At 64.1% G+C, this 18,486-nt stretch carries 20 protein-coding genes; 10 read left to right on the top strand and 10 right to left on the bottom strand.

The annotated features are described in order from the left end of the window. Positions 1-612 carry a LysE family translocator gene (locus FJ943_RS03710; RefSeq protein WP_015315138.1) on the bottom strand — a complete coding sequence of 204 codons (612 nt, stop codon included), beginning with the start codon at positions 610-612 and terminating at the stop codon, positions 1-3. 438 nt (positions 613-1,050) lie between these two features. Between FJ943_RS03710 and FJ943_RS03705 the strand changes: the two genes are divergently transcribed. Next, positions 1,051-1,677, top strand: a complete 627-nt coding sequence (locus FJ943_RS03705; RefSeq protein ID WP_140719849.1) for a DUF1062 domain-containing protein — start codon at positions 1,051-1,053, stop codon at positions 1,675-1,677. Between the two features lie 58 nt (positions 1,678-1,735). Here FJ943_RS03705 and typA read toward each other — a convergent pair whose 3' ends face one another. Then, on the bottom strand, positions 1,736-3,565 hold the full coding sequence (typA, locus tag FJ943_RS03700) for a translational GTPase TypA (RefSeq protein ID WP_015315136.1): 1,830 nt from the start codon (positions 3,563-3,565) through the stop codon (positions 1,736-1,738). A 198-nt stretch (positions 3,566-3,763) separates the two neighbouring features. Between typA and FJ943_RS03695 the strand changes: the two genes are divergently transcribed. Next, positions 3,764-4,045 carry a hypothetical protein gene (locus tag FJ943_RS03695; RefSeq protein WP_140719848.1) on the top strand — a complete coding sequence of 94 codons (282 nt, stop codon included), beginning with the start codon at positions 3,764-3,766 and terminating at the stop codon, positions 4,043-4,045. Between the two features lie 193 nt (positions 4,046-4,238). Here the strand turns inward: FJ943_RS03695 and FJ943_RS03690 are convergent, their stop codons facing one another. Continuing rightward, entirely contained in the window at positions 4,239-5,522 is a 1,284-nt protein-coding gene (locus FJ943_RS03690; RefSeq protein WP_181172862.1) for an MFS transporter, read from the bottom strand. Between the two features lie 74 nt (positions 5,523-5,596). Here FJ943_RS03690 and FJ943_RS03685 point away from each other — a divergent pair, with 74 nt between their 5' ends. Together FJ943_RS03685 and FJ943_RS03680 are read left to right on the top strand one after the other, a co-directional pair. Next, complete coding sequence (locus FJ943_RS03685; protein ID WP_140712373.1) at positions 5,597-6,214, top strand: TetR/AcrR family transcriptional regulator; 618 nt, start codon at positions 5,597-5,599, stop codon at positions 6,212-6,214. Positions 6,215-6,258: 44 nt separating this feature from the next. Beyond that, positions 6,259-6,852, top strand: a complete 594-nt coding sequence (locus FJ943_RS03680) for a hypothetical protein (protein ID WP_140719846.1) — start codon at positions 6,259-6,261, stop codon at positions 6,850-6,852. 9 nt (positions 6,853-6,861) lie between these two features. Here the strand turns inward: FJ943_RS03680 and ppa are convergent, their stop codons facing one another. From ppa to FJ943_RS03650, 6 genes are all read right to left on the bottom strand, one after another. Then, positions 6,862-7,395, bottom strand: coding sequence for an inorganic diphosphatase (ppa, locus tag FJ943_RS03675; RefSeq protein ID WP_015315132.1), 534 nt, complete (start codon positions 7,393-7,395; stop codon positions 6,862-6,864). A 190-nt stretch (positions 7,396-7,585) separates the two neighbouring features. Continuing rightward, positions 7,586-8,092 (bottom strand): GNAT family N-acetyltransferase, encoded by a 507-nt coding sequence (locus FJ943_RS03670; protein WP_015315131.1) that lies wholly within the window; start codon positions 8,090-8,092, stop codon positions 7,586-7,588. 244 nt (positions 8,093-8,336) lie between these two features. Further along, entirely contained in the window at positions 8,337-8,975 is a 639-nt protein-coding gene (locus FJ943_RS03665; protein WP_140719844.1) for a TPM domain-containing protein, read from the bottom strand. A 9-nt stretch (positions 8,976-8,984) separates the two neighbouring features. Continuing rightward, a complete protein-coding gene (locus FJ943_RS03660; protein WP_181174482.1) occupies positions 8,985-9,872 on the bottom strand; it encodes a YgcG family protein in 888 nt (295 codons plus the stop codon). 4 nt (positions 9,873-9,876) lie between these two features. Continuing rightward, positions 9,877-10,689 carry a YgcG family protein gene (locus FJ943_RS03655; protein ID WP_246671832.1) on the bottom strand — a complete coding sequence of 271 codons (813 nt, stop codon included), beginning with the start codon at positions 10,687-10,689 and terminating at the stop codon, positions 9,877-9,879. A gap of 98 nt (positions 10,690-10,787) precedes the next feature. Next, the gene (locus FJ943_RS03650; RefSeq protein ID WP_015315127.1) at positions 10,788-11,426 is read right to left on the bottom strand and encodes a LemA family protein; all 639 of its coding nucleotides are present in this window, start codon (positions 11,424-11,426) and stop codon (positions 10,788-10,790) included. A 163-nt stretch (positions 11,427-11,589) separates the two neighbouring features. Between FJ943_RS03650 and FJ943_RS03645 the strand changes: the two genes are divergently transcribed. The 6 genes from FJ943_RS03645 to FJ943_RS03620 all read left to right on the top strand — a co-directional run bounded on the left by FJ943_RS03645 (position 11,590) and on the right by FJ943_RS03620 (position 16,895). Beyond that, positions 11,590-11,841, top strand: a complete 252-nt coding sequence (locus tag FJ943_RS03645; protein WP_015315126.1) for a hypothetical protein — start codon at positions 11,590-11,592, stop codon at positions 11,839-11,841. 13 nt (positions 11,842-11,854) lie between these two features. Next, on the top strand, positions 11,855-12,739 hold the full coding sequence (gene pdxY, locus FJ943_RS03640; RefSeq protein ID WP_015315125.1) for a pyridoxal kinase PdxY: 885 nt from the start codon (positions 11,855-11,857) through the stop codon (positions 12,737-12,739). Next, on the top strand, positions 12,736-13,527 hold the full coding sequence (locus tag FJ943_RS03635) for a DUF429 domain-containing protein (protein ID WP_140719843.1): 792 nt from the start codon (positions 12,736-12,738) through the stop codon (positions 13,525-13,527). The genes pdxY and FJ943_RS03635 overlap by 4 nt, the downstream gene beginning before the upstream one ends. Before the next feature lie 147 nt (positions 13,528-13,674). Beyond that, positions 13,675-14,319, top strand: coding sequence for a carbonic anhydrase (locus tag FJ943_RS03630; protein WP_140616544.1), 645 nt, complete (start codon positions 13,675-13,677; stop codon positions 14,317-14,319). Further along, positions 14,316-14,750 carry a nuclear transport factor 2 family protein gene (locus FJ943_RS03625; RefSeq protein ID WP_140719841.1) on the top strand — a complete coding sequence of 145 codons (435 nt, stop codon included), beginning with the start codon at positions 14,316-14,318 and terminating at the stop codon, positions 14,748-14,750. The genes FJ943_RS03630 and FJ943_RS03625 overlap by 4 nt, the downstream gene beginning before the upstream one ends. A gap of 90 nt (positions 14,751-14,840) precedes the next feature. Then, positions 14,841-16,895: a M3 family metallopeptidase gene (locus FJ943_RS03620; RefSeq protein ID WP_140719840.1), complete on the top strand. Its 2,055-nt coding sequence runs from the start codon at positions 14,841-14,843 to the stop codon at positions 16,893-16,895. Positions 16,896-16,929: 34 nt separating this feature from the next. On the opposite strand, the gene FJ943_RS03615 is transcribed toward FJ943_RS03620, so the two are convergent. Then, a complete protein-coding gene (locus FJ943_RS03615; protein ID WP_140719838.1) occupies positions 16,930-18,414 on the bottom strand; it encodes a M81 family metallopeptidase in 1,485 nt (494 codons plus the stop codon). Between the last annotated feature and the right edge of the window lie 72 nt (positions 18,415-18,486).

Below are 18,486 nucleotides of genomic sequence, written 5' to 3'. Positions count from 1 at the left end.
TTACCGCGCCGCGATGGCCGCCGCCGCACCGGCCATCGTCGTGGCGCTGACGCGGTTGGCGATCTTCATGGCGCGCTTGCTCCTGAGGAGCTTGCGCGCCTGCGAGGCGGCGAGCACCCAGGCGAGATCGATGGCGATCAGCACCACCGCCATGGTCGCCGTCAGTTCGACCCAGCCGACGAGACTGACCGAAGCGAGGTCGATGATGGTCGGCAACAGCGCCAGGTAAAACATCATGATCTTGGGATTGCCGAGCGTGACGGCCATGCCGGCGAAAAAAAGCTTGCCGGCCGAATCCTCACGCGGCATCTCGCCCTCCTTGGCGTCGACAGGCGCCGTCCACATCTTCCAGGCGAGATAGGCCAGGTAGAGAACGCCGATCCATTTCACAACGACGAAAGCGAGATGGAAGGTCTGCGCCACCACGGCCAGCCCAAACACCGCCAGCGACAGCCAGATGCCTTCGCCAATCCACATGGCAAGCAGGAACGGAAACACATCGCGAAACCCCTTCGAGATAACGCGCGCGACAAGCGCCGCGATCGATGGGCCAGGCGAACCGGCGGCCACGAACAAGGCGGCGGCGAAAATCAGCAGCGAGGCGAGGTGCATGGCGAGGGTCTCCGCGTCAGGGCTTCATCAATCACAATAACCCGACAGCTGCGTCTCTGGCAAAGGCAAGACAATATGAGCCATGGCGCTGACCCCCTCAGCGTGACTTGCGGAGCCCCTTGCAGCCCCAGCGTCACGCCGCTAGAAGGGCCGCCGCGAAACAATTTCGAGCTTCACTTTGCCCCAGTAACCACCGGTCTCGTCAACTCCCCCGACACACCTGCATGGCGCTGCATCAGCGGTGCCTGTTTGTTTTTTTGATGTGTTCCTCTGGGCGGCGGTTCGAGACCGGTTTGGCACTGCTGAACCGCTGTCGCTCGGCTTACCGCCAGCGACACCTGACGTCACAATCTCCGCAGCCGCCCGCCACGCCGCGCCCGCATGGGCATCTCGATAGCGCCGACCGGATGAACTTCCCAACGGGAAGGACTTACCGGCATGTCATCGGCCCTGCGCGTCCACTGGACGATCGCGCCTGAAATCGCACCACGACCCCTGATCAACTGCAATCGCTGCGGCTTCGTGAAAGCCTACCGCTGCAGCGAGAAATTCCGCGTCAACGCCAACGGCAAGCGCATCGACGTGTGGCTGATCTATCGCTGCGTCGACTGCGACAATTCCTGGAATTTCGGCATTTTCGAGCGCTGCAACCGGCGCGATATCGCGCCGGCACTGCTGGCGGCGCTCGAAAGCAATGATCCGGCACTGGTCCGGAGCCATGCCTTCGACATCGTCGCCCTGCGCAACCAGGTGGGACGCGTCGAAGAGTTCCCTGACGCCGTCGTGCGCAAGCAGGTGATCGGCGGGATTAAGCAAGGCGCGACGGTGCTGGAGCTCCGACTTGGTCTGGAAATGCCGGTATCGTTGAGGCTTGACCGGCTGCTCGCCAACGAACTCGGCATCTCGCGGTCGCGCCTTCACGCACTGGACGAGCGGAGGCTGCTGACCATCGAGCCGGATGGAGCAAAGGCCCTGCGCAAACCGGCCCGAGAGGGAGCGACAATCCGCATCGATCTCGCCAGCGAGCCCGACCGGCGGACCATCATCTCGGCCGCTGGTGGATGAACGAAAGAGGGCGGAGAACAAGTGCTCCGCCCCCTCAAACTCTCGGAAAAGGGAAACTTTACGCCGCGCCGACCGCCTTCGACGACTTCTCGAAACGCTTGCGCTCGTTCGGGTCGAGATAGAGTTTGCGCAGGCGAATGGTCTTCGGCGTCACCTCGACCAGTTCGTCGTCCTGGATCCAGGCCAGCGCGCGCTCCAGCGTCATGCGGATCGGCGGGGTGAGCTTGACCGCCTCGTCCTTGCCGGCGGCGCGGATGTTGGTCAGCTTCTTGCCCTTCAGCACGTTCACTTCGAGATCGTTGTCCCGGCTGTGAATGCCGATGATCATCCCCTGATAGACCTTGACGCCGGGATCGATGACCATCGGACCGCGATCTTCAAGGTTCCACATGGCGTAAGCCACCGACTCGCCCTGTTCGTTGGAGATCAGCACGCCGTTGGTGCGGCCAGGCAACTCGCCCTTGTAGGGCTCGTAGGCATGGAACAGCCGGTTCATCACGGCGGTGCCGCGCGTATCGGTCAACAGTTCCGATTGGTAGCCGATCAGGCCGCGCGTCGGCGCATGGAAAACGATGCGCTGGCGGTTGCCGCCCGAGGGACGCAGCTCGACCATTTCGGCCTTGCGCTCCGACATCTTCTGCACGACGACGCCGGCATGCTCCTCGTCGACGTCGATGACGACTTCCTCGACCGGCTCCAGCAATTCGCCATTCTCGCCCTTCTGCATGACGACGCGCGGACGCGAGACGGCGATCTCGAAACCTTCGCGGCGCATGGTCTCGATCAGGACGGCGAGCTGCAATTCGCCGCGGCCGGAAACGAAGAACGAATCCTTGTCGGGCGATTCTTCGATTTTCAGCGCGACATTGCCTTCGGCCTCGCGCAGCAGACGGTCACGGATGACGCGACTGGTCACCTTGTCGCCTTCGGTGCCGGCCAACGGGCTGTCGTTGACGAGGAAGGACATGGTCACGGTCGGCGGGTCGATCGGCTGTGCATGCAGCGCTTCGGTCACCGCCAGGTCGCAGAACGTGTCGGCGACGGTGCCCTTGGACAGGCCGGCGATGGCGACGATGTCACCCGCCTGCGCTTCTTCGATCGGCTGACGCTCGAGGCCGCGGAAAGCGAGAATCTTTGAAATGCGGCCGGTCTCGATCTGGGTGCCGTCATTGTGCAGCACCTTGACCGCCTGGTTGGACTTCAGCGTGCCGCTCTCGATGCGGCCGGTGATGATGCGGCCGAGGAACGGGTTTGCTTCCAGGATAGTGCCGATCATGCGGAACGGGCCGGGATGAACGGTCGGCGCCGGCACATGCTTGATGACGAGGTCGAACAGCGGCGCAAGCTGCTGGTCCTTCGGGCCTTCCGGATTTTCCGACACCCAGCCGTCGCGGCCCGAACCATAAAGGATCGGGAAGTCGAGCTGCTCGTCGGTGGCGTCGAGCGCGGCGAACAGGTCGAACACCTCGTTGACCACCTCGACATGGCGCGCGTCCGGCCGGTCGATCTTGTTGATGACGACGATCGGCCTCAAGCCGACCTTGAGCGCCTTGCCGACGACGAACTTGGTCTGCGGCATCGGCCCTTCGGCGGCGTCGACCAGCACGATGGCGGAATCCACCATCGACAGGATGCGCTCGACCTCACCGCCGAAATCGGCGTGGCCGGGCGTGTCGACGATGTTGATGCGCGTGTCCTTCCAGTCGACCGAGGTCGCCTTGGCCAGGATGGTGATGCCGCGTTCCTTTTCGAGATCGTTGGAATCCATGGCACGCTCGGCGACGCGCTGGTTGTCGCGGAAGGAGCCGGACTGTTTCAAAAGCTGGTCGACCAGGGTGGTCTTTCCATGGTCGACGTGCGCGATGATCGCGATATTACGGAGGTTCATGATTCTGGTCTCGGAAGCGTTGCAGGCAGCAGGCCAAGGGCGCTGCCTCTTTCGGTTGCGCGGCTCATACAGGGTTTTTCGCAGTTGCGAAAGGGGACGCGCGACACCAAATACTCATCAAATCTTAAGCATCTGCGTGTGAAATGATTTTGTTAACCAAGGCGGGAACCTTTTCAGGGCCCGGACAGTTCGAACGTGATGACCGATAGACTCAACCGATTTTGGCCACTTATCGCGTCCGCCGCCTTTGCGATGCTGCTGGCGGCCAACGCCGCGCAGTCGGCCGCGACGCTGAAGGAAACGCGGCCTGCCCTGCCGACCGATGCGCCTTCCGCGCAACAGGCCTTTGCCGACGCGCCCGACGGCGTCGACCCCGTGGTGACCGGGCCGGTCAGTGCCGCCTTCAAGCAGAGACAGGCGAGCGCCAACTGCGACGCGGCGGTCTGGCCCAACATTCCAATGGCCTGCTACCCCGACTGACCGTTCGCGCCCGTTCTTACACGCTGAGGTGTGTTGAGATTCAGGTCAGGCCGGGCCGAAAATAATGGTTTTCGAGAATCCGAGCGGAGCGTACATTTTGTACGTGAGCTCCGTTCTACTGCGACGCAGTAGAACGGAGAAGCGCAGGAATCCGCCGTTTGCAGGCCGGCCTCCCCTGAATTATCGACGCGCCTCAAGCCGCCTGCGGTTCGGGATCGAAGGCCGGCCGGCTGGTGTTGATCAGGAGCGAAATACAAGCCGCCGCGATCGCCGTCATGCCGGCAATCAGGAACGCCAGTTCGTAGTTGCCCTGCAGTTCGCGCATGGTGCCGCCGAAGGCAGCAGCGGTGGCGGCACCCACCTGATGGCCGGCCACGATCCAGCCGAACACGATCGGCCCGCTGCGGTCGCCGAAGGCTTCGTTGGCGAGCCTTAAAGTCGGCGGCACGGTGGCGATCCAGTCGAGGCCATAGAGCACCGCGAAGATGATCAGGCTGGTTGCCGAGAAACCTGAATAGGGCAAATAGATCAGCGACAGGCCACGGATGGCATAGTAGACGCCGAGCAGCTTGCGCGGATCGTAGCGGTCGGTGAGCCAACCGGACAGCGTGGTGCCGATCAGGTCGAAAATGCCCATCATCGACAACAGGCCGGCGGCCTGCACCTCGCCGATGCCCATGTCGCCGCAGAAGGCGATCAGATGGGTGCCGACCAGCCCGTTGGTGGTGAAGCCACAGACGAAGAAGGTGGCGAACAGGTACCAGAAAACCCGCGTGCCAGCGGCGCGGCGCAGCGTGCTGAGCGTATGCGCCAGGAAATTGCCCTGTGACGCGGGCGAAGTCGGCGGCACATCATCCGCCTCGGCGCCATAACGCACCATGCCAATCGAGGCCGGGCGCTCCGGCACCAGCAACCAGACCAGAGGGATCAACGCCGCGGTGGCGATCGCGACAGCGATGACGACAGGCTGCCAGCCGCCTGTCTGGGCGAGCGAGGCGATCAGCGGCAGGAAAATCAGCATGCCGGTGGCGCTGGAGGCCGACATCAGCCCCATGACAAGACCGCGATTGGTCTTGAACCAGCGGTTGACGATGGTGGCGCCAAGGACGCTGGCGACAGCGCCGGATCCGATGCCGGAAAAAACGCCCCAGGTGATGAACAGATGCCATGGCTTGGTCATCAGCAGGCTGAGCGTGGTCGAAGCCGACATCACCACCAGCGACGCCAGCAGCGTGCGGCGCAGCCCGATGCGCTCCATGAGCGCGGCGGCGAACGGACCGGTCAGCCCATAGAGCAGGATGCCGACGCCCGCGGCCAGCGAAATGACGTCGCGCCGCCAGCCGAAGCTGTTTTCGAGCGGCAGCATCATGACGGAAGGCGCCGAGCGCAGGCCGGCCGCGATCAGCAGGCAGAGGAAGATGACGCCCACCACCACGAAAGCGTAGCGCTGGCCAAAGGGACGGGATTGAGCTATCATGTTACTGACCGGTACGTTGCAAGATGGGAGCATGTATACGTACCGATCGGTAACATTGTCAATCGAGTCCCATGATGCCAAGCGACAAAAATATTGAACTGACCATCAGCGACGGTCATGCGTCGGCGCCACCGAAGGCCGCCAAGAAGATCCTCGACGTGGCCTATGACCTGTTCTACCGGCGCGGTATCCGGGCGATCGGCGTCGACGAAATCGTCAAGCGTGCCGGCGTCACCAAGCCCAGCCTCTATCGCAGCTTTCCCTCCAAGGACGAGCTGGCCGCTTCCTACCTCAGGCAATACGATCGTGAATATTGGGAGCGTTTCGACGAGGCCGTCGCCGCCAATCCCGGCGACCCGCGCGCTCAGATCAAGGCTTTCCTGACCCGCATCGGCAAGCGAACGCAGGTGGCGGACTATCGCGGCTGCGGCATGACCAATGCGGCGGTCGAATATCCCGACCACAGCCATCCGGCTCGCGTCGTCAGCGAGGCCAACAAGCAGGAATTGCGCCGCCGCCTGCGCGCCATGGCGGCTGCGATGGGCGCGCAAGACCCCGACACGCTGGGCGACGGGTTGCTGCTGCTTATCGAAGGCGCCTATATCAGCGGCCAACTGTTCGGCCTCGGCGGACCCGCGCAGTCGGTTGCCCGCAACGCCGACCTGCTGATCGAAGCCAGCTTGAAGAAATAGCGATTGGCGATACGCTGGGACGACCTCCAACTGAGATCTCCGCCATGCGCAGCCTGTTGATCCCGCTCACCTTCGCCGGCCTTTGCCAGGCGGCACAGGCCGGCGACATATCCAGCACCTACACCGACCTCGACTGGAAGAAGGACTGCGTGACCTATGCGCAGGCCGGGCAGGGCGACGGCGACTGGGCCGACCTCGCCTGCTCCGGCTATCGCGGCTATCCCGTGCTGGTCGGATATGACGACGCCCGCGAATCGCTGTTCTATGGTTTTCCGCCCGGCGGCGACATGACGTCCACCTGGGAAAGTTTTTCCGCCTTGAATTCGTCCGGAGCCAAGGTCGAGTGGCGCGTCGAAACCAATGGCGACAAAGCCGTGCCGTTCGCGGTCATCCACCGCCGCTCGATCAGCAATGGCGAGGACGAGACCAAGAAGACCGAGGTGCTGCTCGTCGCCAAGGTCGCCCAGATGGACGCCCGGGACGGCTGCACCGTCGGCCTGGTGTTGGCCACCGGCAACCCCGCCGCCAACGACCAGGCGCGCAAGATCGCCGACGAGAAGGCGAAAGGCTTCGCCTGCGGCAAGGACAAGCGCGTGGTGATTGGCGACGTGCCGGCTTTCGGCCGGGTCGATAACTGACCGCTCGAGCTACTTGCTCGCCTTCGCCCGGTCGATCGCGTCCATGATCATCCTCTTGGCGTATTTGGAATCATGCCAGCCCTCGATCTTGACCCATTTGCCGGGTTCCAGATCCTTGTAGTGCTCGAAGAAGTGCTGCACTTGCTGGCGCGTGATGTCGGGCAGCTGCGTGTATTCGGTGACGTTCTCGTAGCGCAGTGTCAGCTTCGGTGACGGCACCGCGATGATCTTTTCATCCTGGCCGGCATTGTCTTCCATGATCAGCACGCCGATCGGCCGCACGTTGATCACGCAGCCCGGCACCAAGGCGCGCGTGTTGCAGATCAGCACGTCAATCGGGTCGCCGTCGCCCGACAGCGTGTGCGGCACGAAACCGTAATTGCCGGGGTAGCGCATCGAGGTGTGCAGGAAGCGGTCGACGAACAGCGTGCCGGCCTCCTTGTCCATCTCGTACTTGATCGGCTCGCCGCCGATCGGCACCTCGATGATGACATTGACGTCCTCAGGCGGATTCTTTCCGGTGGCTATAGCTTCGATGCGCATGTCTTTTGTCCCTCTCTCGGTCGGCAGGAGATAGCGGGCGGCGCAAAATGGTGCAATGCGGCGAATGGTGCTTACAGGCGTCCGGCGAGACGCGATGGCGGTCGACCCGTTCAATCATCGGCACAAGATGTTTCAAGGTCGTGATGTGCGTGAGCCCGGGACCACACCTTCCGCGATTATCCCCAGGCGGTCACTCCCAGACGAAGGCGACCTTCTTCAGCGCCTTCTGCTCGAAAATCTCGACCCCTTCGGCGATGTCGCGGCCGCCGGCCCCGGCATAGAAGGCAAGTGCGTTCTGATTGTCTTCCAGCGCCCACACCACCATGCCTTTCAGCCCATGGTCGGCGAGACGTGCCCTGGCCGCCGAAAACAGCCGCCTGCCGAGCCCGATGCCCTGATATTCCGGGCGCAGGTACAATTCGTAGATCTCGCCCTGCTGCTTGAGTTCCTTGGCGCGGTTCTTGCCGATCGTCGCGTAGCCGGCGATCGTGCCGCCGATCTCGACGACCAGGACGGTGGCGGCGCGGCGGATAGCGTTGGCCCACCAGTCGCTTCCGCGACGGTTGATCATAGATGTCAGCGTGCGGTGCGGAATGATTCCGCTATACGCGCCGCGCCAAGCCTCGAGGTGCACTTCGGCGATGGCGCCGGCATCGCGCGGGTCTGCCTTCCGAATGTCGATCGTCAGCGTATTCATGATTTGTTAACCATAAACCCGCATCGCCCGATTGCAAGAGTCCCGGCGGCCGATGGTCCGCTTTCGCACAGACGATCATGACACTGCCGACATTGGCCAAAGCCAGCCTGAAAACGCGCTCAGCCGAGGCGGATGGCGCGGCTTTCGAGTACCGAAACCCAGCGGACTTTTAGGTCCGTGGGCATCGGAAGCGCAGAAAGCCGCGTCAGGCGTCCGGCTGAGTAGCGTTTGCAGGTAGGGCTTTTCAGATTTCGACCAGATGGTCGTCGAGCTCGTTGGTATCGCCCGAAGTAACCGGAAAGTGCTCGGCCAGCACGGCCCCGACCCCCTCGATCGCCTTGACGAAACCGTCGGCAAGCCGATCGTGGCCGGCATGCGCGGTCAGATCGCGCACCACGCCATCCCAGACATGCTGGCCGACCTTGGCGGCGATGCCCGAATCGGCGACCACTTCGGCGTAGCGCTCGGCGATCGAGACGAAGATCAGCACGCCGGTGCGCGCCGTGGTGCGGTGGACGTTGCGGGCGAGGAATTGCTTGACCGCATTGGCGTGCGCAGCCTGATAGCGCAGCCGACGCGGCACCATATGGATGCGCAGGCCGGGCAGCGTCCACAACAGGGCCAGCACGCAGGCCATGGCCAGCAACTGAGCGGTGATGAAATGTGGCAGGCGGATGGTGAGCCACCAGGCCTCCAGCCCATAGGCGACCGCGAGGCTGACGACCAGCATGCCGAGGGTCGCCATCAAGGCTGCGGGAGCTAAGTAGCCATCGCTGGCATGCGCCACGACGCAGTAGATCTCGCCGTCGGTTTGCGCTTCGGCGGCGCGGATCGCAGCGGCGATGCGCTCATGATCCTGCGGGCTGATCGGTCGTGTCGCCATGATCTTGTCTCACCAGCTTCCTGAAGAACCGCCACCGCCGGACGAGCCGCCGCCACCGGAAAACCCGCCGCCACTGCTTGACCCCGACGACCAGCCACTGCCGGAACCACCCGAGGACCAGCCGCCGCCCGACGACCTCGTCCAGCCGCTGGCTCCGGATGATCCGCCCGCACCCTGGCCATAACGAAACGTCATGCCCAGCCATCGATACACGCCCGGCGACAGCTTTGTGCCGAACATCGGCGGCAGGAAGGCCATTGCCAGGCCACCGAAGAACATCGTCGCCCACAGGATCAGGAACACCGCGACGACCGGATCCATGGGGGTGCTGCTGTCGGCGGGATTGCGCCGGCCGCGCGCCTCCAACTCCTCCGGATTGCCGTTCAGCACCATGATCATGTCGTCGACGGCCTGGGAGATGCCGCCGGAGAAATCGCCGGCGCGGAAGGCCGGCACCATGTCGTTCTCGATGATCAACTTGGTGTGCAGGTCGGTCAGCGTGCCTTCCAGCCCATAGCCGACTTCGATGCGCATCTTGCGGTCGTTTGGCGCGACCAAAAGCAGGACACCGTTATTCTCCTTGGCCTGGCCGAGCTTCCAGAAGCGGAACAGCCGGTTGGCGTAGGGCTCGATCTCCTCGCCGCCGAGGCTGGGAATGGTGGCGACGACGATCTGGTCGGAGCCCTTGGTTTCGAAGTCCGCCAGCTTCTGCGTCAGCGCGGCACGTGTGCCGGCATCGATGATGCCGGCATTGTCGACAACGCGGCCGGTGAGAGCCGGAAGGTCGGCGGCCACGGCGGCGATCGAGGCAAGCAGCAGAGACGCCAGGATGATTAAGGCCAGGCGCAGCCGCGAAGCGCATTGGCCGGGCATTGAAGGGACGGCAGCTCTGGCCATGGCCTTACCAGCCTCCCGAGGAGCCGCCGCCGCCGGACGAACCGCCGCCGCCCGAAAAACCGCCACCGGAGGCCCCTCCGCCGGAGGACCAACCGCCGCCGCCGGACGACCAGCCGCCGGACGATGATCGCCGGTGCGGCTCGAAGGTCATGCCGAGCCAGCGATAGCGCCCGGGCCCGAGTTTCTGGCCGAAGATCGGCGGCAGGACCGAGGCCGCGATGCTGCCGAAGAAAATGATCGCCCAGATGCCGATAAAAATGGCGAAGAACAGGTCGTCGGAATTGAATGGTGCCTGCTCGTTGCGCTTGCCGCGCGCTTCCAATTCTTCCGGATTGCCCTCCAGCACCATGATCATGTCGTCGACGGCCTTGGAGATGCCGCCGGAGAAATCGCCGGCGCGGAAGGCCGGCACCATGTCGTTTTCGATGATCAGCTTGGTGTGCAGGTCGGTCAGCGTGCCTTCCAACCCGTACCCGACCTCGATGCGCATCTTGCGGTCGTTTGGCGCGACCAAAAGCAGGACGCCGTTGTTCTCCTTGGCCTGGCCGAGCTTCCAGAAGCGGAACAGCCGGTTGGCGTAGGGCTCGATCTCCTCGCCGCCGAGGCTGGGAATGGTGGCGACGACGATCTGGTCCGAGCCCTTGGTTTCGAAGTCGGCGAGTTTTTGGGTCAGCGCCGCACGTGTGCCGGCATCGATGATGCCGGCATTGTCGACGACGCGGCCGGTCAGCGCCGGAAGATCGGCAGCGAAGGCGGCGAACGGGAGGAAGAGGATGCTGGCAAGAAGGCCGAGAAAGGAAAGGTAGGCGTTCCGCAGCGCCCCCCTTGAGGAGGAGATGTCCGGCAGGACAGAGGGGGGTGTTTGCACGCCGGCGGTCCGTCTTTTCGGGAATTCGTTCCGAGGACAGTCGCCGTTCACCCGCCCTGCTTCGTGCCGAAATCGACCTTCGGCGGCTGCATCTTGTCTTCGTCGACGGTGAAGTTGGCGAAGGGCTCGTTGCCGCGGAACCAGAATGTCGCCCACAGTACCGACGGGAAGGTCTTCAGCGTCAAATTGTAGTCCCTGACGGCCTGGATGTAGTCGCGCCGCGCCACCGCGATGCGGTTCTCCGTGCCTTCGAGCTGCGCCTGCAGCGCCAGGAAATTCTGGTTGGCCTTGAGGTCGGGATAGGCTTCCGACACCGCGATCAGCCGCGACAGCGCGCTGGTCAGCCCGGCCTGGGCATCCTGAAACTTCTTGAGGGCTTCCGGATCCTTCAGCGTTTCGGGCGTCACCGTGATCTGCGTCGCCTTGGCGCGCGCTTGGACGACGGCGTCGAGCGTGTCCTTTTCATGCGAGGCATAGCCCTTGACCGTCTCGACCAGATTGGGAATGAGGTCGGCGCGGCGCTGATACTGGTTCAACACCTCGCTCCATGCCGCCCTGGCGTTTTCTTCCGCCGTCGGGATCGTGTTGTAGCCGCAGCCGGCAAGCAGCGGCAGCACGATTGCCATCATCAGGAAGGCGGGCAACGTGCGAAATGTCGATGGTCGAGCAAGGCGCTGGGCAAGCATGAAGGGATCCCTCGATAGAAGTTGCATCCGAAGCATTACCACAATCGGCGCGCAAGAAAACGGCCTCGGCCTCTGAAGCAGGCTCGGCATGAATTGTGCCCGCGCAAGGCCCTGTGATTGGCCCGGTGAACGCGATAAGGTTCGATCAGAACGGGATATCATCATGGCGAAACGCCAGGACAGCGACAGCGAATCGCGCCGTATCCTCCAGCGCGTCGCGCAGGAGACCGATCCGGCCGGCAATTCTTTCGTGGCACGGACGACGAAAGGCATGCGCGACCACGTCTCCGCGGCCGATGCCGATCGCACGGATCCGATCGAAGTCTGGGGCACGCGTGTTGGCAGGATACTCGGCCTGCTTCTGGCGCTGGGCCTGATGGTCTGGCTCGTGCTTTTCCTCACCCGGGGCAGCTAGGAATCAAGAGACAATGAGCGCCGAAAAAGCCGACGCGCCGCGCGCGGTCATCGTCATATCCAGCCATGTCGCCCGCGGCTCCGTCGGCAACCGCGCGGCCGTCTTCGCGCTGGAGACACTGGGCTTTCCGGTCTGGGCCGTACCTACGGTCACCCTGCCCTGGCATCCCGGCCATGGCCGCGCGACCCGCATCGTGCCGCCGCTCGACCAGTTCAAGGCGCTGATGGCCGATCTGGAGCGCGCGCCGTGGCTGGGTGAGGTCGGGGCCGTGCTGTCGGGTTATCTCGGCGAGGCCGGCCAGGCCGAGGCGGTCGCCTCGCTGGTCGCCGCGGTCAAGGCGAGGACGCCCGATGCCGTCTATATCTGCGATCCGGTGATGGGTGATTCCGGCGGCCTCTACGTGCCCGAGCCCACCGCCGCCGCCATGCGCGACCGGCTGATGCCGATTGCCGACATCGCCACCCCCAACCGCTATGAGCTGGAATGGATGGCCGGCGCGCCGCTGCCCGATCTGAAATCGGTGATCTCGGCCGCACTCCACGCCGGACCGTCGACCATGCTGGTCACCTCGGCTCCGTCGATGATGTCAGGCGGCACAGGCAATCTGCTGCTCGACGGCACCCAGGCGCTGCTGGCCGAACACCGCCTGATCGACAAGCCGCCGAACGGCCTTGGCGACTTGACGGCAGCGGTCTACCTGGCGCGCATCCTGTCCGGCCAGCCGGCGATCAAGGCGCTGCAGTCGACGACGGCGGCGGTCTACGAAATCCTGGCGCGCACCGCAAAACGCGGCGGCGACGAACTGCAGCTCGAAACCGACGCGCAGAGCCTGTCGCACCCGATGGCCATGGTCCAGCTTCGCCACCTCACGCATCCGGGGCGGGATCGCCGGGCGTGACCCCGGCCAAGGTCGTGCTCGTCGGCGCCGATGGCTGCAAGGCCGGCTGGATCGCCGTGCGGAGCGAACCCGGTTCGACACGTCGTGACCCAGATACGGCGCCTTCGGTCGATGTCTTCCCTTCGTTCGCCGCCCTGCTGGCGGCGATCCCCGATGACGCGATCGTCGCCGTCGACATGCCGATCGGTCTACCGGAATTTTCGCAAAAGGGCGGACGCGGGCCGGAGGCGCTGGTGCGGCCGCTGCTTGGCGCTCGCCAGTCCAGCGTCTTCTCGATTCCGTCCCGTGCCGCGCTCTATGCCGACACCAGCGGCTTCACCACGATCGAAGCCTGGTACGCGGCGCATATCAGGGCAAGCGAAGCGGCCAAGGCCACATCCAACCCGCCGCGCGGCGTTTCCATCCAGGCCTTCGGCATCTTTTCGAAAATCCGCGAGATCGACACATTGCTGATCGCGCGGCCAGAACTGCGCGGCCGCATCTTCGAATCGCATCCGGAAGTCGCCTTCTGCCGCCTGAACGGCGATCAGGCCATGCTGTTGCCGAAGAAGATCAAGGGCAGCGTCAATCTGGCCGGCATGGCGGAGCGCAAGGCGCTGCTTTGCCGGCACGGCTATGACATGGATTTCCTCGACCGACCGCCGCCACGTGGTGCGGCCGCCGACGATTTTCTGGACGCCGCGGCGATGATGCTGATTGCCGGCCGTATCGCCAGCGGCGAAGCGAAGCCGTTTCCCGACCCGCCTCGCGCTGACGGTTTTGGCATACCGGTCGCTATCTGGGCGTGACAATGTCAGCGGGCGTCCCGCTTTGGCGCATGGCATTTATAGCTAGCTCCTACAATTCTGCATTGCTCGTAACGGGCTTTTGCCGTTAGAGGCTTTCCTCGACCGCAACGAGCTGCCGCCTCCAACCCGGAAAGGCCTTAGCCGCCCATGCCTCATCTTCCCGAACACCTCCTCGCCGGCTACCGCAATTTCATGAACGGCCGCTACCTCACCGAGAGCGGCCGCTATCGCGAGCTCGCCCGCGAAGGCCAGGCGCCCGAGACCATGATCGTCGCCTGTTGCGACTCGCGATCCGCGCCCGAGGCGATCTTCGACGCCGGCCCCGGCGAACTCTTCGTCTTGCGCAATGTCGGCAATCTGGTGCCGCCTTACGAGCCGGACGGCGAGTTCCATTCGACCTCGGCCGCGCTCGAATTCGCGGTGCAGAGCCTCAAGGTCAAGAATATCGTTGTCATGGGCCACGGCCGCTGCGGCGGCATCCGGGCCGCGCTCGACACCAACTCCGCGCCGCTATCTCCCGGCGACTTCATCGGCAAGTGGATGAGCCTGATCGCGCCGGCCGCCGAGACGGTGTCGGCCAGCACCTTCATGACGGCGACGGAACGCCAGACGGCCCTGGAGCGCATCTCGATCCGCTACTCCCTCGCCAATCTCAGGACCTTTCCCTGCGTCTCGATCCTTGAGGGCAAGGGGCGGCTGTCATTGCACGGAGCCTGGTTCGACATTTCGACCGGCGAGCTCTGGGTGATGAACAAGGAGACCGGCGATTTCGAGCGGCCGGTGCTGGAATGAACGGTAGGGCGCGCCAGGCGATGAGCGTCCGGCCGGTCGTTTTCACGGCGGCCGCGCTGATGATGGCGATCGTTGCCGCTCGCGCCGACGACCGCGCCGTCATAAGCCGCTGGTATTCGGCGCTGCTGGTCGCCGATCGCACCGAGCTGGCGGACCTGCTCGCCGACGACGTCCGCATCAAGCTCGACGACCTCGGCGTTGTCCAGAGCAAGCAGGAATTCATCGCCTCGCTCGACGAATGGAAAGGTGCGGTTGCGGGAGCTGCGATCCGCCACCGCATCGAGAAGACCGAAGGTGGGGTCATCACCGTGATCGCCTGCTACGACTTCCCCAACAATGACATGCTGATGCAGGAGACCTTCGCGGTGAGCGACAACCGCATCACCGCCAGTTCGCAGGCGGCAATCGCTGAAAACTGCGAGGGCTATTGAGGCGGAGCGGCCAACTGGCATATTGCGGGCCCGCGGACCGCGCCCTACATCGGTGACACCCTCCTTCCTGACGCCAGCGAAAGACCCTCCATGCCCTCTCCGAAAGCCGTCGATCTCGCCGCCCATCCGTTGACCGCGTGGCGAGGGCCGCTCGGCCTGCCCGATTTCGCCCATATTGGCGACGGTGATTTTTCTCCCGTTTTCGACGCCGCGCTGAAGGCGCATGAGGCCGAGATCGACGCGATATCAGGCAACAAGGATGCGCCGAGCATCGAGAACACGCTTGCCGCGCTTGAGCTCGGCGGCGAGGCGCTGGATCATGTCTCATCGATCTTCTGGTGCCGCGCCGGCGCTCACACCAACGAAACCATCCAGGCCCTGGAGCGTGACATTTCGCCGAAGATGTCGCGGCACTTCTCGGCCATCTCGATGAACGAGAAGCTGTTTGCCCGCATCGACGATCTCTACCAGCGCCGCGAGAGCCTTGACCTCGATCGCGAGACGCTGCGCGTCCTGGAGAAGACCTGGAAAGGCTTCGTCCGTTCCGGCGCCAAGCTCGACGCCGACGGCAAGACGCGGCTGGCCAAAATCAACGAGGAGCTGTCGTCGCTCGGCACGACTTTCGGTCAGAACGTGCTGGCCGACGAGCGCGACTGGGCGCTGTTCCTCGACGAGGCCGATCTCGCCGGCCTGCCGGATTTCGTGAAAAGCTCGATGGCCGAGGCCGCCGAGATGCGCCGCCAGAAGGGCCGCTACGCCGTCACCCTGTCGCGCTCGATCTATGAGCCGTTCACAACCTTCTCCGAACGCCGCGACCTGCGCGAGATCGCCTATCGCGCCTTCACCATGCGCGGCCAGAACGGCGGTGCGTCAGACAACACGTCCGTGGTGCGCGACATGCTGAAGCTGCGCGCCGAAAAGGCGAAGCTGCTCGGCTACGCCTCCTTCGCCGCGCTCAAGCTCGACGACACCATGGCCAAGACACCGAAGGCGGTGCACGCGCTGCTCGACCCGGTTTGGGAAAGGGCACTGGAAAAAGCCGCCGCCGACCAGAAAGAGCTGGAGCGTCTGGCGGCCGAGGCCGGCAGTAACGAAAAATTCGCCGCCTGGGACTGGCGCTTCTACCAGGAGAAGCTGCGCGCCGAGAAGTTCGCTTTCGACGAAGCGGAGCTGAAACCCTATCTGCAACTCGACCGCGTCATTGACGCCTGCTTCGACGTCGCGACACGGTTGTTCGGCGTCACGTTCGAGGAGAAGAAAGGCATCGCCGCCTGGCATCCGGACGCGCGCGTCTTCGTGGTCAAAAATGCCGACGGCAGTGAGCGCGGCCTGTTCCTCGCCGACTATTTCGCGCGGCCGTCAAAACGCTCCGGCGCCTGGATGAGCGCGCTGAAGTCCGGTTACAAGCTTGGCCATGGCTCGAAGCCGGTGATCTACAACATCATGAACTTCGCCAAGCCGCCAGCGGGCGAACCGGCTTTGCTGTCGGTCGACGAAGCGAAGACCTTGTTCCACGAATTCGGCCATGCGCTGCATGGCATGCTGACCGACGTCACCTGGCCGTCGGTGTCAGGCACCTCGGTCAGCCGCGACTTTGTCGAACTGCCCTCGCAGCTCTACGAGCACTGGCTGACGGTGCCGGCGGTTCTGGAAAAGCACGCGCTGCATGTCAAGACCGGCAAGCCGATGCCGAAGGCGCTGCTCGACAAGATGCTGGCCACACGCACCTTCGGCGCCGGCTTCGCCACCGTCGAGTTCACCGCCTCTGCCTTGATGGACATGGCCTACCATGCACGGCCCGACGCGCCGGAAGAGCCGCTTCGTTTCGAGGCCGAAACGCTTGCGACGCTGCATATGCCGGATACGATCGCCATGCGCCATCGCACCCCGCATTTTGGCCATGTCTTCGCCGGCGAGGGCTATTCGGCCGGCTACTATTCCTACATGTGGTCGGAGGTGCTGGACGCCGATGCTTTCGCCGCCTTCGAGGAAACCGGAGACCCCTTCAACCCGGCGCTGGCCGAGCGGCTGAGGAAGAACATCTACGCCGCCGGCGGCTCGAAGGATCCGGAAGAGCTCTACACGGCGTTTCGCGGCATAATGCCGTCGCCGGAAGCGATGATGGTCAAGCGCGGATTGGTGTAGGCAATCGCCGAAGTCGGCGCCGACGTTAACCTCGTTATCCTTGGCTGCCGACCCAAGGATCCTTTACCCTTGGCCACACCGGCCGCGTCAGCTTCGTGTAATTCGTCGTCGCCGGATTGCTGGGATAGGAACTCGGCGCCGCGACATAGATGATCTCGGCGGCGATCGGCTCGAAGCCGGCGTAGAAATGGTTTGTCGACTTGATCAGCAAAATGTCTTTCGACAGCGGATCGATGCCGATGTTGGAGAAGACATCCGGCTCGAAGGTCTGGGTGCGGTTGGTGTTCAGGATCACATCGACTTCGGTGCCCTCGATGCGCACCACCGCTGATGGTCCCAATGTCACCCGGCTCGGGCCAAAACTCTGCCAGCCCTCGGCAACCGCTTTCAGTACCTTGACGCGTGCATCGATCGGTTCGCCCGCCTGCGGGCCGGCCTTGCCGCCGAAACGCAGGTCGATGACGGCGCCCTCGCCGGCCGCCTGGCAGAAAGTCACCGCGATCGGATCCCAGATCGTCGCCACGCCGAACTTGTCCAGGCCCCGCGCCAGCATCTGGCGCAGCACGAAGGTGCCGTCGCCGGGAACGCCGCCGCCGGGATTGTCCCAGATATCGGCAATGATCACCGGCTTGCCCGGTCTTTGCTTGCGCACGGCCAGCGCCCGATCGATGCCGTCGGCCGTACTCAGCATCGTCATCGCGGTCGTTTCGCGCATGGCATAGAGCTCGCGTCCAAGCCGCTCCGCCAGCGCATCGCCCTTGGCCTTGTCATTGTCGGTAACGACAAGGATGCGCGTGCCCATTTCGGGCACGTCGGCGGCCATGAAGCCGTGGATGACCGAGACCGACAGCACGCCGTCCTTGCCGTGCAGCGCCTTGATGCGGTCGACGAAGGAGCGCATCGGCTCGCGGCTGGTCGGCAGCACCTGGATCATGCGGCAGTCGAAGGTCGAGATGACCGGCTTGATCTCGCCGCGCGCCGCAGCCAGGCCAAGCTCGACGACATGCTCGCCGCGCTCGTAGAAATCGGTGTGCGGGAATTCGAGGAAATAGGCCATGATGTCGGACGCCGCCACGCGCTTCGGTGTCAGATGGCTGTGCGGATCGAACTCGCAGGCAATCACCACCTCAGGCCCGACAATGCCACGCACGCGCTCCAGCAGGTCGCCCTCGCAGTCGTCATAGCCTTGCGCCACCATGGCGCCATGCAGGCCCAGGATGACGGCATCGACCGGCAATGCAGCCTTGAGCTGGCCGAGGATTTCCTCGCGCAGCGCCTCATAGGTCTGCCGCTGCACGAGGCCGCCGGGCTCGGCCCAGGTGGCGGTGCCCTCGATCACGGTCAGGCTTTCGGCGGCCGCGCGGCGGCGCAGCGCCACGATCGGCGAGGAGCACAGGGTCGGCGTTTCCGGATGCTTGCCCGGCTCGGCATAGAACGCCATCTCGAAAGAGGCCCGGTCCGTTGGCACAGGCGAGAAGGTGTTGGTTTCCGTCGCCAGCGAGGCGGTGAAGATACGCATGAAAACTCCACGGGCTTCTTGTTTTCGCAATTCCGGACGGACAACCGCTGGGCACATCCCCCGGTATTGCTG

Source organism: Mesorhizobium sp. B2-3-10 (genome assembly GCF_006442275.1).
GTDB classification, from domain to species: domain Bacteria; phylum Pseudomonadota; class Alphaproteobacteria; order Rhizobiales; family Rhizobiaceae; genus Mesorhizobium; species Mesorhizobium australicum.
The sequence above is the reverse complement of the archived record's forward strand: the minus strand, read 5'-3'. Positions and strand labels throughout refer to the sequence as shown.

Bases quoted from the DNA above. Each gene is read 5' to 3' on its own strand.
- FJ943_RS03710 (WP_015315138.1), bottom strand. From the start codon at position 612: ATGCACCTCGCCTCGCTGCTGATTTTCGCCGCCGCCTTGTTCGTGGCC.
- FJ943_RS03705 (WP_140719849.1), top strand. From the start codon at position 1,051: ATGTCATCGGCCCTGCGCGTCCACTGGACGATCGCGCCTGAAATCGCA.
- typA (WP_015315136.1), bottom strand. From the start codon at position 3,565: ATGAACCTCCGTAATATCGCGATCATCGCGCACGTCGACCATGGAAAG.
- FJ943_RS03695 (WP_140719848.1), top strand. From the start codon at position 3,764: ATGACCGATAGACTCAACCGATTTTGGCCACTTATCGCGTCCGCCGCC.
- FJ943_RS03690 (WP_181172862.1), bottom strand. From the start codon at position 5,522: ATGATAGCTCAATCCCGTCCCTTTGGCCAGCGCTACGCTTTCGTGGTG.
- FJ943_RS03685 (WP_140712373.1), top strand. From the start codon at position 5,597: ATGCCAAGCGACAAAAATATTGAACTGACCATCAGCGACGGTCATGCG.
- FJ943_RS03680 (WP_140719846.1), top strand. From the start codon at position 6,259: ATGCGCAGCCTGTTGATCCCGCTCACCTTCGCCGGCCTTTGCCAGGCG.
- ppa (WP_015315132.1), bottom strand. From the start codon at position 7,395: ATGCGCATCGAAGCTATAGCCACCGGAAAGAATCCGCCTGAGGACGTC.
- FJ943_RS03670 (WP_015315131.1), bottom strand. From the start codon at position 8,092: ATGAATACGCTGACGATCGACATTCGGAAGGCAGACCCGCGCGATGCC.
- FJ943_RS03665 (WP_140719844.1), bottom strand. From the start codon at position 8,975: ATGGCGACACGACCGATCAGCCCGCAGGATCATGAGCGCATCGCCGCT.
- FJ943_RS03660 (WP_181174482.1), bottom strand. From the start codon at position 9,872: ATGGCCAGAGCTGCCGTCCCTTCAATGCCCGGCCAATGCGCTTCGCGG.
- FJ943_RS03650 (WP_015315127.1), bottom strand. From the start codon at position 11,426: ATGCTTGCCCAGCGCCTTGCTCGACCATCGACATTTCGCACGTTGCCC.
- FJ943_RS03645 (WP_015315126.1), top strand. From the start codon at position 11,590: ATGGCGAAACGCCAGGACAGCGACAGCGAATCGCGCCGTATCCTCCAG.
- pdxY (WP_015315125.1), top strand. From the start codon at position 11,855: ATGAGCGCCGAAAAAGCCGACGCGCCGCGCGCGGTCATCGTCATATCC.
- FJ943_RS03630 (WP_140616544.1), top strand. From the start codon at position 13,675: ATGCCTCATCTTCCCGAACACCTCCTCGCCGGCTACCGCAATTTCATG.
- FJ943_RS03625 (WP_140719841.1), top strand. From the start codon at position 14,316: ATGAACGGTAGGGCGCGCCAGGCGATGAGCGTCCGGCCGGTCGTTTTC.
- FJ943_RS03620 (WP_140719840.1), top strand. From the start codon at position 14,841: ATGCCCTCTCCGAAAGCCGTCGATCTCGCCGCCCATCCGTTGACCGCG.
- FJ943_RS03615 (WP_140719838.1), bottom strand. From the start codon at position 18,414: ATGCGTATCTTCACCGCCTCGCTGGCGACGGAAACCAACACCTTCTCG.